This window comes from Candidatus Berkiella aquae (genome assembly GCF_001431295.2).
Lineage (GTDB): Bacteria > Pseudomonadota > Gammaproteobacteria > Berkiellales > Berkiellaceae > Berkiella > Berkiella aquae.
In genome coordinates this window covers 1,942,166-1,956,142 of sequence record NZ_LKAJ02000001.1, presented here as the reverse complement: position 1 = coordinate 1,956,142, position 13,977 = coordinate 1,942,166, and the positions used below count along the sequence as shown (strand labels likewise).

Sequence of the window (13,977 nt, the reverse complement as noted above, 5' to 3'; positions counted from 1 at the left end):
CTCCCTCAGTAAGTTTCGCAACTTTTTCCCCGAGGAGTAGCTATCAAGTGTCTGTTAATGGCCCATCTGACGAAATTTCAATTGATATTATTAATATTGCGATTGAATCTAAGATAGAAGAACTCTATAAACGGTTAGATGAAGCTAAAAAATTAACATCGTTGCAAACTGATTTATCATCGGAATTCAACCAAAGCCACATTAATCAATTTCATGAGATATGTTTACAGGCAGGGGAACTCATCAAGATAATAAGAGAATTAGACCCCACTATAAAATTAGATGAGATATTTCATAGGATAGAAACTCAGCTCGACGGTGAAATAATGCTCATTATTTTTTATCATTATTTAGATTTGGCTTATTCTAGTATTTTTGAACGGCATGTGCCTGAAACGCCCCAAACACTAGAATTACTGGAAACAGAGACAGAAACTGCTCCGTCGTTTTCAGCTGAATGTTTCTTTAGCACAACGTATCATAATGTTACTAACACATTAAGCCGTTTTTCCTTCTCTTCCTCAAGCTCATCTTCACCTTCTTTGGAAAAGGAATCACCTTTAGCAAAATATCGAGGGATAGTTTAATCATTCTTAGTTAAACAAGGATCGTTTGATCATGGCTAAAATTCATATTGTACTAGATATTGATAATGTTCTTGCCGATCGCTGCACTTTAATAAATAGGGAATTCCATTTTTTAAGAAATGGCGCAGTGCTCAGTGTAAATAATCATCTTTATTATATCTTTCCAGGAATTATCCCTTTACTAAAAAGGCTCTATTCTTATGACAATGTTGAAGTTTCATTCTTTAGTTCTGGCACTAAAGTGAGAGATAAAGAATTGATTAAAAAACTCTTAATTTTAGCCTTAGGTGAAGGTGGTTATCAATTAATAAAACCAACGTTGATTGTTCGTTCAAAGGATGACCAAACTCTAATCTCATCCAGAGTGAAGGTTAAAGATTTACTTAAGATCGTTAATGTTGATGATTTACCTCGTACAATTTTTGTCGATGATGAGTTTTGCTTTGAACCTCAGCAAGCGCACAATTTTCTAAAAAGCCAAAAAGTTTCTGCAAATGCTTATTCTGAAGACATGGGTGATGATAGCTCAGATTATCGATGGCAACGAGTTAACAATGCTTATTATCTAGCGGGAAGATTAATTCAATTAATCAATTTTCTGAGCGCTGATCCTAGTAATACAGTAAGCAATTGCTTATTTCCAATTCAATTTAACAATGATTCTAGTGGTGGTTATCTCTTTAATATGCATGTCTATCATGATAGAGCAATATATGAATATGGTCTTGCCATGTTGCAAGCTATCGATCCTAGTTTAACGTTAGTCTCAGCTGATTTCTATCGTGAATCTATTGAAACGATAGACTTTTCGACTAATCTTTCCCCTTACTTACCTAGGTATTATTCATCACTAGAACAGGGTATGAGCGTTGATGTTAGTATTGAAGAATTTGCAGAAATCTCACTTAAAAATAGGCGTGCTTATTTATCGAGTATTAGATAAGTACGGTATTTTCCTGAGTGCTTGTACATCTTTAATTGGGTAGCCTTTAATCTTAAGAAGAAAACAGTTTGTCCAGAAAATGCTGCATTGTTTGAAAAAATCATTATAACTAATCGAACTTTGTTAAGTATTTTTAGATAAGAGGTAGCTATGTTGAATTCATTTTGGGATTTTGTGGTTGGGCTATCAAGTCGTTCTGTTGCAAATTCAGGAACTCCCACCATTACGAATGACCAACCAACGCTCGTATTAGAAAGTGATAGCGATGATGATTCCGAATATGTTGCTAGTGATGAAAGTGATCTTGAAAGCTCACTTGAAAGCGACGAAGATAATGATCTTGAGAGTGAATCCGAAGAAGATAACGATCAGCAATTTGATCTAGATGCTTATGTTGCTTGGAGAACTGCGCAAGAAGAAGAAAAAGGAACCAAAAGATTGGCATCTGAACGACGTGATATTGATAACGAACTTGAAAATGCTAAACGACTTCGTAAACGCTAACATTCCTGTACCTACTCTCCGGTTGTCCTGAATTCTTAAGGCCTACGAGGCTTTAGGAATTCAGGCATAGGGCTTTGTGGGCCTTGCACCGATGGAACCGCACCTATTGCCCGAAGATAAGCATTTATACCATCTCGAGCGGCCATTGCTTCCATAGGTAATACTGGAGGTCTAGCAACTGGTTTCACAGCAGGCAATGGTGAATGATATGGGCTAGCGTAAGGTGAGGATTGCTGCATGGCAGAGTACTTTTGCATCATTAAACACATAGGATCGATTGGCGCTGCTTGGGGTATAGAAGGTGCAGGTACCTGAGCGATTGGAGAAAATATTCCGGGTGTAAAGACTTGTCGTTTAAAAAACATGGGATCAAGTTTAACGGGTGCAGGTTCTGCTTTGGGTACAAAAGGAATATCAGTTGCTGGTTTCTTCTTATTTTGTAGCAGTGTCTCCAGCATTTTCTCAATGGTTGAAAAACCATATTGATAGGCAGCGGTTTTTAATTCAGATCCATTATTCAAATCGAGTACCAGTTGCCATCTTGGATCGCAAATCCAGCTATGGCCAGATTGCAAGTAAAGAGACCAAGTATGTATCCGAGGACTTCTCGCTGATCCTGAATTGAGATCGCAACGGTAGTGTATGGCTTTACCTTTGGGTAATATTCCCATCTTGATTAAGTCACCGATTAAATATGCAGATAGTAGTGCTTTATGACGGCATACTAATAGTTTTTTTTCAATCAACTCATCGATGGTGATATCTCGCGGAATGGGTTTCGTCAGCAAAAAGAGACTTAGTTCGTCATCGAGTTCATGTTCTCTCGCGTGACGAGATTTGCCTGCTATTGCTGTTAATTCATCGACAATGTTATTAACTATCGTCAGAACTTCTTTTACTGGTTTACCAACGGTTTCATTAATAACCTGTTCTCTTAATTGAATGATGCGAGGGGAGTTTGTATCCAATAATAAATTTTCTCGTGCAGCACTGCTGCCCATTGATACCCATAAGGTTTCAGATTCATTAGCGAAATCCACCTCAGTGCGTACCCAATTCCAAAGCTTACCATCAACTGTTTGATAGATATAACCTGGCAACCCTCTGTCATCGCGATGAAAATCAATCGCTCTGCGGGTGCGCGTTGGTGAATGTAGCATGCTGTGAATCCTGGTCATCAATTTGAATGTCATTATGTTACTCAATTAAATTGAAGAAAAAATTAAGAAAATGTCTGAAGCAAATCACGGGATAATTATAAATGATTGATTACATTAGTATTGTCTTTGCGGCCTTAAGATAAAGCGCATTCTGCAGCAGATAGTTGTGGCTATGTTAATTGAGTGTACATGCTCATACGCTATAAAATGCTATCTTTTGGATGCGAATTTTAGTAAAATAACACACCTATTGCTTGTATATAAATTCATTTTGACCAAATTAACGGAGAAAATAATGCGTTTTGTTTTTGTACCTGGAAAAAATAAAGAATCTAGCACGCTTCAAAAACAAATAGTTAAAATAAATAAAAGAAACAAAATCTTTCACCCTGTCGTTGTTGATATGGCAAATGAAAATAGTGTTGAAACCAATTTTACGAAAAAAGTTGTTGCTAACGATGTTATTGAAATTCGTGCTGAAGGCCGACCTTGGGACATAGGGCTTGATTATGAGTCTACCAGAGATTTCTCACCTTTTTCTCTTGCCTTATTTCTCCAAAAAATCTTAGCCAACAAGGGTAACATAGCATTACAAATTGAGCTTCATGCTTGTAATTCAGCGACTATAGCAACGGGCCCTAGGGGTGATATTTGCTTTGCTAAAGACTTTAGTGGCGCGTTAGAGAAGCTAGGACTCACTCAGGTAAAAGTAGTGGGTTATGCAGGCTATGTGCAATCAGAAAGGCATTTTAAACAATCGGTTGTGGCTGAACCTGAAAGATCTCGTGCAAAAATTCCTCATTGTACACTGGATGAAGCAACGGCGGTTTATCTCAATGGAAAATTGGTCGGCGCCCCTGAAAAAATCTTAGTTAACGATTATTGCTATACGGAAAAAGATATCCTTAGCTTAAATAGTTTGCAAAATTATTTTAATGATGCCGAAAAAGTAGCGATGGCTGCATGTGAACAACGCTTCAAAGAACTTTCCTTAGAATTCGAAGCGTCTGTGGAAAAGGAGGACTCAGAAGCATCTGATGAATTTATTCAATTCCCATTGATTTATAATCCCAAGTTAGCAGAAGCAGCAATGGCTTCAAGCTCTGTAATATCTACCGTTGAACGTGAAGAATCTTGCCTTTCTCGTGCACCTCATCGATTTTAGTACAGCCATCCGTTTGAATAATACGCCCATCTGCTAGCAATGGAATGCATTTAGTTTTCAAGCTTATAATTGGAGGCACAGAAAACTATAAGGTGGGAATATACAATGTTACATTCAGCTCCAAGAAGAGTAAGAAAAACCCAAAAAGGTTCAAAAGCAATTTCACAAAATAATAAATTTTATTTTGCTCCGCTTAATCCGAAAAATATTAAAATTAAAGATGAAAAATCTTTAATTAGAAATGGGTATTTTGGCCAAATAATTTACAATAGATCGACTTCTCTGCAAACCCTAGCACGGCACATTCGTGATGGTGATACCATTGAGCTTCATGGTGATGGGCTTCCATGGGTTATGGGAGGAGTGAATTATAATGCTGAACTTGATTTAAATCCATTTACCTTTGCTAATTTACTTGATAACACCATTGAAAATAAAGATATTAATTTAATTATTGATTTACGTTTTTGTTCTAGCGGAGTTGAAGCAGTTGGCCCAAAAGGTAATTTCAATTTTACGCAAGATTTAAGTAAGGCATTAGCGAATAAAGGCTTTAGAAATATTCAAGTCTATGGCTATACCGGTTATATTAATTCTGAAAGCCAATTTCGACAAAGTGTTTCTTCAGTAGGCGATGGTAGTATTCATGGTGCTAAAATTAAGCATTGCACGCTAGATGATGGTCGATTAATTTATCAAAATGGTGAATTATTATCACCAGCCAAAAAAACACTGGTTGACGAATTTCCCTATGATCGTGATGACATTCGTAAAGATGGAACCTTGAGAGATTACCTTGCCGCAAGGAAAGAATGTTATAGAACATTAGCAGAGATTGAAGGAGAAGGTGTTCTAGAGCATTCTTTCGATCATCTTGTGACCGATAAGGAAAATGCTCCACTTAATTTTATGTATAACAAAGAATACATGCCATCTACTCATGAATCTTTTAAAATGGTTGACTTAGACGCAATCCGCTCTACATCTGATGTCAGACAAACAAAAGCTTCAATCTTGTTATAATGAGTAAATTTCAAAAATGGGTCACACTGTGGCCCATTTTTTTTGCGATAAGTCTTAGCCGCGTGCCTATTATCTGGTCGTTCTCTTCAGAACTAGCATTTTTTGGTATTGGCTTAGTTCAGCTGCGACCGGATCAGAAAATGCATAATTTTGCAATTTTTCATCTTTATCAAGTGCTTGGTAATCGACTTTTTCCGTTGCGAAAGTGACTGCAGGTCGTTTTAATTTTCCTGTTGCTTCTCGCTGTCTTAGATGATATAGATTTCCGGTAAATTTCAGTGGAATTTGCAAGATCTCTGGAAAAATGCTGATGATTAACGTCGGCGTCCACCGCCACCATGAAAACTACCCCGATTAGAAGAGCCGCGATGCATTGAGCGTTGCTGAGAACCTCGATGTGTCGCACGCTGCGGGGTGTGTTGTTTTCTCGCTTGATTATGGTGTGGTGGTCTATGTTGTCCAGCACCTCGTCCACCATTGTAGTTTCGTGAGGGGTGGCGAGCCTGTTGCGAAGGTTTACGAGCCTGTTGCGAAGGTTTACGAGCCTGTTGTGCTTTGGCCTTCGATTTAGCATGAGACGGTTTCTTATTCGCTAATTGTTGCTGCGGGCTCTTTTTCGCCTGTTTAAGGCTTTGTGCGCGTTCTTGGGAGAGTTGTTGACGGCCTTGTTCCGCGCGGTCACGAAATGCTTCTCGTGATTGGGTATTTTGTATTTGATCCCTGCCATATTTGTGCTGTGTAACTTTGTCACGATAGGGGACATTACCACGGTGTTCTGGGTGATGCTGCCAGCGATCACCATTGATATTTGCGCCATTGAATTTGTTGTATCGATTGACATCTATATTGACATAGCGATTGCCCCAATCAAAATGGCCCCACAGTGCGTTGCCTACAATTGCAGCGGTTGCAAATGTGAGTAATGCAGCAGCAGGGGAATAGCCATAGGGATAATAATCATAGGGAGGATACTCAGGGTAAGGCCATTCCCCATAAACGACATTAGGATCGTAGACCGGGACATATACCACGTTTGGATCGGTTTGTTCAATGGTGATGACACTTGGCTTAGAAGGCGTTGCTGCGGGTGCTTGGGTGACATTAACGACTTGTTCTTTACTGGATTTTAAATGACCTTTCTCTTGCGCCATATTTCTTAAACGTTGAATGGCTTCTAACACATCTTGCTGTTGCGCTAAAAAGGCATCGCCTAGTTTTTGGGTCATTTCTAGCTTATCACTCATGGTTTTCAATACATCGGGTACGGTGGTGAGTGATTTGACGCTTTCATCCCATTTTTGCTGCTTTAATGCGGCTTCTAATTCTGCGCCTTTAAGCTTTGGGTTTTCCTTAACCCAACGGGCAGCACTCACAATTTCAAGCGGGTAGGTTGATGCCATGAGTATCTGTGAGAGTAATGAATCTGGATAGAGTGCAATAGGAGCGACTAGTTGTTCAATTTCTGCTTTTGAATACAGTGTTTGTTTTTCTGGTTGGGCAAAAGCGGGAAAGATCAAAATGAGGGCAAGTGTCCATGTCAGGATGGATTTTAAAGTAGAATTCATAGAGCCCCCATTAAATAATTACTTTGAAGTCATAGCAGAGTTTGGTAAAAGTTAGCGTGCATATCCTGATTGTTGGTTAAGCCTACTTCTTGCGGCTTGTTTTTTGTAGTTAGCTACTTGTGTATAGAAATTGATGACTTTGTCCTGAGTTGCATCTAACAGATAAGTTTGGGAAAATGCGGCCCCTTGCATAACAATCATAAAAAAGGAAGTACGCATGCAACACGGACCTTCAGCGCAATCTCAATCTTCATCTCTTCCAGAATACCGGCATACTTATTTTTCAAAACTATTTGGTGCTGGGAGTGGTGCATTTATTGAGCAAGGTATTTTTCATGGGCTTGATACAGCTTCAAAAAATGCCATGGCACATAATCAGCCGGTGTTACCCTGGTTTAGAGGATTAGTACAACAAGAAGGGATCCTGGGTGCAACGAAAAGACTCTATGCGGGATTTGGTATTGGGTTGCTTAAAAAGGCACCCATGCGATCTTATAAATATGGTGTGCAAGATGCTCTAAATGACTATTTAACTCGAGAATATGGTGCAGCATTTGAGCGTACTTTTGGTGTTTATGGCGTGGTTGCAATACAGGCATTGGCTGGAGCCACTACCGGTGCATTTGAGCCATGGTTCTTTCAACCGATTGATACGTTGCAGATTAGAAAACAAGCGTTAAAGGAAAAAGTTTCGTTTGAAAATGCCAAAAAACTTGGGGTAAGAAACCTTTACCGAGCCAGTTTATTTACAGGTATGTTTAGGAATGTGCCCGGCTCGATTGGTCTTTTTGGTGGCTCTGAATTTGCCAATGCCATGATGGACAATCAAGATCATCATAGTAATGCTAAAAATTTACTCGCCAAATGGGGCGGTGCCTTCTTAAGTTTGATCTTATCTCAGCCTGGTGACGTTGTTAAAACGAAAATGCAAGTTCATCAAAAAGGTTTTCTGCCTACGCTAAAAGACGTAACGGTGAAGGAACTTGTTACCAGTGGTTTAAGTGCTCGACTGCTTATGTCAGCTAAGGTCGGTGTTGGCTTTTTAGTGATTGAAAAAACGATGAGTGCTTCAAAACGCCTTTTTGGGGAAGAGGTTAAACTATCTCGTGTCAGTTCGATGGATGAAGATTCAATCGTTGCTGCTGTTTTTAATAGTTCGAGTGAATCGTTTGTTCCTGGATTTGAAGGTGGCGAAAGACAAGTGGGCGAACGTTTAGTTGATCAAGATGCTACTCATGAACAGATAGATGAATTAACTGAAAAAATGAAAAAAGTAAGAATGTAGAGCGTATCTGTATTTCGCGAATTGCATATCCAGATGCAATTCGCGATTAACCTGTATACTTCTTAAAGGCAACTACGTTTAGAGGCTTTATGATTACAGCGTTAACACCACCTATTCGGGAAGTGATTGAAAAAGCAGAAAAAATGCTTTCTTTTCATTTTCAAACCCCATTAAATATCGAAAATGTTGTTCAACTTAGTGAGCCTGATAGACGTAATCTCATTTTACGATTAATGGTTAATAGCGCCAATGAAATGATCCCTCAGCGTTTTATCGTCAAGAAAACCACGTTAGAGCTTCGTGGCGAAACCGAGCAAGAGCAGATGAGTCGTTTTGCCCGTGATTGGGCTGGAATTGAATTTTTAACAAGCATTGGCACGCATCATGCCCCCCGCTTTTATGGTGGCGATCGAGAAAGCCAATTTATTATTATCGAAGATTTAGGTGAACCTCATTATAGTTTAGTGGGGCCTTTAACCCGCTTACCAACACCCGCTAATGTTCAAGAAGCAATCAATGCGTTAGCAATCTATTCGCGTCGCTTAGGGCAAATGCATGCTGATACCTTTGGTAAAACAAATGAATTTACCCAGATTTTACACCGAATTTATCCCCATACATTACGACTTCAATCGCTGAAGGAAACCAATATTGCTGAGGTGATGGCCTGCTTTAAGCGGCATACAGGGGATGATTCCTTTGAATTACGTCAAGAACTTGAAGCCATTCAGCAAGTCATGTCTTGTGGTGATTTTGAGGTGCTGCTTCATGGTGATATTTGTCCTGATAATGTTTATTTTCAACAGTCAGATATGCAAATCATTGATTTTGAGTATGGTGATGTTGGACCTGCTTTGATAGATGGGGTTTACTTACGAATGAGCATGCCAAGCTGCTGGTGCGCTAAAGTGACTCCTTCTCATATTGTGACGCAAATGGAAACCATTTACCAAAATGAACTCAAAACCAAGATTTTATTAGCAAATAATGAAGCGATATATAATAAAGCCTGTGTTTATGCTTGTGCATTATGGATTATTCGCGTCATTAATTGGCATGTAGATGAAGTGATGGAGCAAGATAGTATTTGTCCCAGCGGACCGGTCGATCAGGATTCATTGTGGAAGCCCGAAAGTAATGCTTTTCGCCCACGTATTTTGTCGCGATTAGCGGCTTTTATTGATATTGCAGAAAAACATCAGCATTTACCAGCACTTACTCAAGCCTCATCCAAGCTTTTAAAGCATTTGCAGCAACAATGGCCTACCACTCATTTTATGGATTACTATCCTGTTTTTACATAGAATTTGAGTTCTGAGGAATTCTCAGGGCTTGATCTCCCCCTTCTTACTCACATCCATTAACGGCTTCTTTTCCAGCAAATCGATCAGCAACCCATTGAATATAGAGTGGCTCTGCTTTCTCTGGGGTAGTGAAGTGATTTTGATTGCCTGAAAGTTGTACGCGAGTAATATTGGCCCCTAATTGACACATTTGTTCTGCGTAAAGCTTGCCCATGACGGGAGGCACGGTTGTATCATCGGTTCCATAATAAATAATAATGGGTGCCATGGGTTTGACAGGCATAACACTACTTTTCTGATAAGCTTCAATCCAAGCGCTTGCATTTTTGATATCACTACGAAGCAAATTTTTGTACTCTTTACCATAAGCAAAATTAAATGTATCGGTTGCAGCATGCATACATTTTCTTTCTAAAACTTCATTAACAATCTTGGCGCCTTCATCGGTAAAAATATCATTGAGTTGTAAATTGGGGAAAGCTGCAACCATTCCCCATACATTTTGAGCATAATGTGTGAAGTTAAAAATATTGGTGCTAAATTGCGCGCTTAATTGATTTAGATAAGTAGTCGCTTCTGTTGCATCAACTTTTTTATTAGGGAAGGTGACAGCAAGATCGTAAGGTGCCATGGCAACGACACCGATAATTTCAATGTTATCTTTTGCAGTCCCTTTTTGGTTTACATAATCAGATAAGCCAGCAGCAGCGATAACGGCACCGCCACCTTGCGACCAGCCATAAATAACTGCTTTTGAGCCTACTTTAACTTCAGGTAATAAGCTTGCAGCCCTAATGGAGTTGATAACATCCCGTGCTTGTGTGGCAGCAACGGCATATTGATGTTTGCCGCCTGCTCCTAAGCCTTGATAATCGCTTGCGACAATGACATAGCCTGCGTCAATAAAGGCTTTCATGGCGGGTAGACCATAATCTGACCATGAATTGCCGTTAGGCAAAAAATATTGATTGAGGGGTTGTGCGGGATCGAGTATTTGTGAAGGACCACAATTTTGGGCTGTACCCGTTGTGCCATGTGCCCAAGCAATAATAGGGCGGTCTTTTTTTAAAGCACTTGTATTAGAAAAAGCCACAATGGCGGTGGCTAGCGTTTTATGCTCAAGCACATCCGATGAAATATAGGCAATTTTCCAGGCTTGCACATTAGCCATGCTGGTTGAAATTTTTTCAGATTTGATTATTTCCCCTAACTTGGCATTTTGCTTTACGCCAGGCAAAGAGGCGTAAAAGTCACCCATACTGACAGGGCCAAAATCCGGTGTCGCAAAGCCTGCAGGAGACAAAGATAAAAGAAAAAGGGTAGTCAGCAATGGTTTCTTAGAAAAACGGAGCATATTAAGTTCCTTTTGGATATGTCTTTATACATTGTAGTCCAGATAGATTAAGGGGGCAGGTATACCGATGACCTTAGTTTCGGTACCTGATCCCTTTCCTTTCTTCTTACGGCTTGGTAAAGGTGCGAAATGCAGAAGTGGGCGAACTAAACTGACGAGTTTGCTTATTCAATTGTTGTTCAAGTTCAGCAATGCGTTGGTCCTTTTTGGCATTTTCTATTAGCTGCTGGCAAAAAGCGACATTGAGGGCGCTATATTGTTGTAGAAAATAGAGGGATTGATTCGTATTCTCAACAATCATTTTGACTAAGTCTCCTTCAGTAGCTAGACCTGACTGAGAATGACGGATGCTAGATTCTCTAGAAACATTAGGACCTCTATGAACAGTTGAAGTAGAGGCAGACGACAAAGGTGTTGTCTTTACTGCATATAAAGAGCTTAGGATAGTAGGTGTAGGTTCCACTTCGTCTTTGCAATTTGCAGCAATCTTCTCAGCCTGTAATTTTTGATATTCCTTACGTTTCAAATATCCCTGTTTAAAGGCCTCTTTTTCGTCATCGGTTCTCGTAGAGCTTAAATATTTATCATATATCTCTTGGCTATTGTGCTTTGAAGTAGATTTCATTCCAGTTGCATAAGCTCGTTTAACTAATTTGTCGGATTCACTAAGAGGAGGGTGTGCTTCATAGGTTTTTAAATATAAAGCAATTTGAGTAGGCGTAAAACGTAGATTTTCCAGCGTTTCCATAGATTTACAATTACGGCCTTCTTTGTAATCTCTGTTAGCTATACTCGTTGCGCTTTGGTAGGCGCTAGTCGATTTCTTTCGCATAATAACCTCATCTAGCAATATTCGAACATAAGTTAAGGAGCTAGATTGTATACTGGAAAACCCTGACATTCTACCCCGGCTGTCAGGTATTTCGAACATCTCGCGCAAAAACGTGTATATCCCGAAGAAAGGAAAAGGGGGGGCAATTACTAGATAGTATCGTCATTTCTTTTACCAAAAGACTTATTTAGCCTTAAGTTGTCTAATTTCGTTTCTCTGCCATTCTTTTGCACGCTCTGTGCTTTGTCGTAACTTTCTATCAGCACTCTATAAGGTGGCACCAGATGATCAAAGATAACAAAGTAATAGCTACATAGCACATGAAGTGTGCAAAAACACGCTATGAGGTAAATTAAGAGTGTTAATATTAATCTATATAATTACATTCTGGTTTAGCACCGATGTAATATCATCAATTGTACTTTAACAACAGGTTTTTATTATGTCTCAGACGCAAGATTTCATCAGAGGGTTGCAGCTTGCAATCAGAAAAGCAGAACTTCAAGAATTTTGGACAGACTATTCTGATGATAGTCGAGTTTCATTTGAAGAAGTTTTGATAAAATACAAAGACTATTACAATGGTTTAGACTCAGAAGAAAAGCAATTACTGCTACAAAGTCTTTTTTGGGAACAAGTTAAAACCGTTGGCACACCTATCATAGAAGATATCCCAGATAATAAAAGCAAAGTTTATTTCTTATATTCCAAAGATAAAGTAAAAAACAGCTCTGAAGAGCCAGGCAAAAAAAGAGATCTCTATTTACAAGGCGATTTTCATGGTTATGGATCAACACTAAAAGATGAGCAATCTCTAGGACAGTTAGCAGGTACAGATATCCTATTTAGAAGTGATACCATGGATAAGGAAGCATTAGTTACCTACTATTTTGTACAGCTTGAACCGAGTCTGGGGGACAAGCCAGCGACACATTTTTATGGTGATATTGCTTATCAACCACCGTCGTTTTTTCCTGTAACGCTCAAAGAGCCACCAAGCGACATGCCAGCCAGTAAAAGTAAAGAAGAAATTGCCATGGTGAGCAACCTTTTTTGGGGTGAAGATAGTGTTGTTGTGGATGAGTATTGTAAGTTTCATAAATCTTATGATCAAAATTCGGGGTTTTTCTGCGCAGATTCTAAAAAATCTGTAGCGGATTTAGGTTTTCCCATTAGGATGAAGGGAGATAATGCATTTTTCGATAATTTTTTTGCAAGCAAAGTGAAGAGCGCCAGCCTCGCTTTGGCTAGTGCAAACAATAAAGTAATCGATTACCCAGAAAATAGAGAAGATTTAGATAAATGCTCAAGAAGTATTCTCCTATTTGCACCAGAAGATAAAAAAGCGATTGAGAATGTTGTGATTATCTATGATGGTAGATTTTACCAACTAGGAAATACGCAAGAGCGTCTTGAAAATGTGTTTGAGCAAAATACCGCTGTCATTTATGTCAACCCAGAAAAGGGTATTGAAGAAGAGGCAAAAAGAAGTGGCGTTCAGTTTGATGTTACTGACTCTTTACCAGGAATGAATGAAAGAACGGTAGATTTAAAGCATCGGGTTGACGAATATGCACAATTTATCCATGAAGAGCTCTTACCTGAACTTGTTAAGCGTGGTTTTGCCATTCCTGACGATCCTAATAAGAGAGTTTTAGTGGGATCAAGCCTCGCGGGAACAGCTAGTATCTATATGGGCATGAAGTATCCAGCGTGGTTTGGGAAAGTGGTTGCCCAGTCGCCATCCATTGCAAATAGAGAAAAGTTAGAAGATTTTGTCACCCAAGAGCAAAAACCACCACCACCCGACCTATATTTAAGTTGTGGGCAATTTGAGTGCCCAGAGCATGCAAGAAATCAAGGCTTACCTTTTGCTAAAGAATTGGCAACTCATTTTAACATTCCATTACATATCAACCCCTATGGTCACCAAATGGAAGGGTGGAGCCAGGAGTTGGAAAAGTCGTTTCGTACTTTAGGATTGGTTACGACTGTGTCCTCTTCTCTTGAAATTGAGCCACAAAACGTCAGAACACTGGTAAAGCAATATCAAACCTATATAGATTTAAATAACCAAGAAAGGGACAAGCAAAAGTCAACCGATGCTAAAGAAGACATTCGACCTGATTCAAGTGCTAGAACCAAGAAATTTGATTAGAAGGGGTCTAGGGTCATCGGTATACCTGACAGGAGATGCATTGAACTGGCTATACCTAAGTATTTTTCTTATTTACCTTAGATAAGGTAGATAATAA

14 protein-coding genes are annotated in these 13,977 nt (G+C 39.3%); 8 read left to right on the top strand and 6 right to left on the bottom strand.

Translation table 11 applies throughout. The features are described from left to right. Nucleotides 1–47: 47 nt before the first annotated feature. The 3 genes from HT99x_RS08705 (at nt 48) to HT99x_RS08695 (ending at nt 2,034) form a co-directional block, all read left to right on the top strand. Nucleotides 48–587 (top strand): hypothetical protein, encoded by a 540-nt coding sequence (locus tag HT99x_RS08705; protein WP_075065962.1) that lies wholly within the window; start codon nt 48–50, stop codon nt 585–587. Nucleotides 588–618: 31 nt separating this feature from the next. Next, nucleotides 619–1,530, top strand: coding sequence for a hypothetical protein (locus tag HT99x_RS08700; protein WP_075065961.1), 912 nt, complete (start codon nt 619–621; stop codon nt 1,528–1,530). A 150-nt stretch (nt 1,531–1,680) separates the two neighbouring features. Further along, nucleotides 1,681–2,034 carry a hypothetical protein gene (locus tag HT99x_RS08695; protein WP_075065960.1) on the top strand — a complete coding sequence of 118 codons (354 nt, stop codon included), beginning with the start codon at nt 1,681–1,683 and terminating at the stop codon, nt 2,032–2,034. 35 nt (nt 2,035–2,069) lie between these two features. Here the strand turns inward: HT99x_RS08695 and HT99x_RS08690 are convergent, their stop codons facing one another. Beyond that, nucleotides 2,070–3,194: a hypothetical protein gene (locus HT99x_RS08690; RefSeq protein ID WP_075065959.1), complete on the bottom strand. Its 1,125-nt coding sequence runs from the start codon at nt 3,192–3,194 to the stop codon at nt 2,070–2,072. Nucleotides 3,195–3,489: 295 nt separating this feature from the next. Here HT99x_RS08690 and HT99x_RS08685 point away from each other — a divergent pair, with 295 nt between their 5' ends. Further along, nucleotides 3,490–4,359, top strand: a complete 870-nt coding sequence (locus HT99x_RS08685; protein ID WP_075065958.1) for a hypothetical protein — start codon at nt 3,490–3,492, stop codon at nt 4,357–4,359. A gap of 105 nt (nt 4,360–4,464) precedes the next feature. After that, entirely contained in the window at nt 4,465–5,382 is a 918-nt protein-coding gene (locus tag HT99x_RS08680; protein ID WP_075065957.1) for a hypothetical protein, read from the top strand. Between the two features lie 69 nt (nt 5,383–5,451). Here HT99x_RS08680 and HT99x_RS08675 read toward each other — a convergent pair whose 3' ends face one another. From HT99x_RS08675 to HT99x_RS08665, 3 genes are read right to left on the bottom strand one after another with little or no spacing between them, the layout of a single operon-like run. Further along, nucleotides 5,452–5,673 (bottom strand): hypothetical protein, encoded by a 222-nt coding sequence (locus tag HT99x_RS08675; RefSeq protein WP_075065956.1) that lies wholly within the window; start codon nt 5,671–5,673, stop codon nt 5,452–5,454. Nucleotides 5,674–5,696: 23 nt separating this feature from the next. After that, nucleotides 5,697–6,947, bottom strand: a complete 1,251-nt coding sequence (locus tag HT99x_RS08670; RefSeq protein WP_075065955.1) for a DUF3300 domain-containing protein — start codon at nt 6,945–6,947, stop codon at nt 5,697–5,699. Between the two features lie 51 nt (nt 6,948–6,998). Continuing rightward, nucleotides 6,999–7,166: a hypothetical protein gene (locus HT99x_RS08665; protein WP_259566100.1), complete on the bottom strand. Its 168-nt coding sequence runs from the start codon at nt 7,164–7,166 to the stop codon at nt 6,999–7,001. Here HT99x_RS08665 and HT99x_RS08660 point away from each other — a divergent pair. After that, complete coding sequence (locus HT99x_RS08660; RefSeq protein WP_075065954.1) at nt 7,165–8,232, top strand: hypothetical protein; 1,068 nt, start codon at nt 7,165–7,167, stop codon at nt 8,230–8,232. The genes HT99x_RS08665 and HT99x_RS08660 overlap by 2 nt on opposite strands. 89 nt (nt 8,233–8,321) lie before the next feature. Next, a complete protein-coding gene (locus tag HT99x_RS08655) occupies nt 8,322–9,536 on the top strand; it encodes a phosphotransferase (protein ID WP_075065953.1) in 1,215 nt (404 codons plus the stop codon). 43 nt (nt 9,537–9,579) lie between these two features. Here the strand turns inward: HT99x_RS08655 and HT99x_RS08650 are convergent, their stop codons facing one another. After that, nucleotides 9,580–10,890 (bottom strand): lipase family protein, encoded by a 1,311-nt coding sequence (locus tag HT99x_RS08650; RefSeq protein WP_075065952.1) that lies wholly within the window; start codon nt 10,888–10,890, stop codon nt 9,580–9,582. A gap of 106 nt (nt 10,891–10,996) precedes the next feature. Then, nucleotides 10,997–11,722, bottom strand: a complete 726-nt coding sequence (locus tag HT99x_RS08645) for a hypothetical protein (protein ID WP_075065951.1) — start codon at nt 11,720–11,722, stop codon at nt 10,997–10,999. A gap of 442 nt (nt 11,723–12,164) precedes the next feature. Here HT99x_RS08645 and HT99x_RS08640 point away from each other — a divergent pair, with 442 nt between their 5' ends. Beyond that, a complete protein-coding gene (locus HT99x_RS08640; protein ID WP_075065950.1) occupies nt 12,165–13,880 on the top strand; it encodes an alpha/beta hydrolase-fold protein in 1,716 nt (571 codons plus the stop codon). Nucleotides 13,881–13,977: the final 97 nt, after the last annotated feature.

Coding starts and splice junctions, on each gene's coding strand:
- HT99x_RS08670 (WP_075065955.1), bottom strand. CDS start 6,947: ATGAATTCTACTTTAAAATCCATCCTGACATGGACACTTGCCCTCATT.
- HT99x_RS08645 (WP_075065951.1), bottom strand. CDS start 11,722: ATGCGAAAGAAATCGACTAGCGCCTACCAAAGCGCAACGAGTATAGCT.
- HT99x_RS08685 (WP_075065958.1), top strand. CDS start 3,490: ATGCGTTTTGTTTTTGTACCTGGAAAAAATAAAGAATCTAGCACGCTT.
- HT99x_RS08655 (WP_075065953.1), top strand. CDS start 8,322: ATGATTACAGCGTTAACACCACCTATTCGGGAAGTGATTGAAAAAGCA.
- HT99x_RS08700 (WP_075065961.1), top strand. CDS start 619: ATGGCTAAAATTCATATTGTACTAGATATTGATAATGTTCTTGCCGAT.
- HT99x_RS08680 (WP_075065957.1), top strand. CDS start 4,465: ATGTTACATTCAGCTCCAAGAAGAGTAAGAAAAACCCAAAAAGGTTCA.
- HT99x_RS08690 (WP_075065959.1), bottom strand. CDS start 3,194: ATGCTACATTCACCAACGCGCACCCGCAGAGCGATTGATTTTCATCGC.
- HT99x_RS08640 (WP_075065950.1), top strand. CDS start 12,165: ATGTCTCAGACGCAAGATTTCATCAGAGGGTTGCAGCTTGCAATCAGA.
- HT99x_RS08695 (WP_075065960.1), top strand. CDS start 1,681: ATGTTGAATTCATTTTGGGATTTTGTGGTTGGGCTATCAAGTCGTTCT.
- HT99x_RS08665 (WP_259566100.1), bottom strand. CDS start 7,166: ATGCGTACTTCCTTTTTTATGATTGTTATGCAAGGGGCCGCATTTTCC.
- HT99x_RS08660 (WP_075065954.1), top strand. CDS start 7,165: ATGCAACACGGACCTTCAGCGCAATCTCAATCTTCATCTCTTCCAGAA.
- HT99x_RS08650 (WP_075065952.1), bottom strand. CDS start 10,890: ATGCTCCGTTTTTCTAAGAAACCATTGCTGACTACCCTTTTTCTTTTA.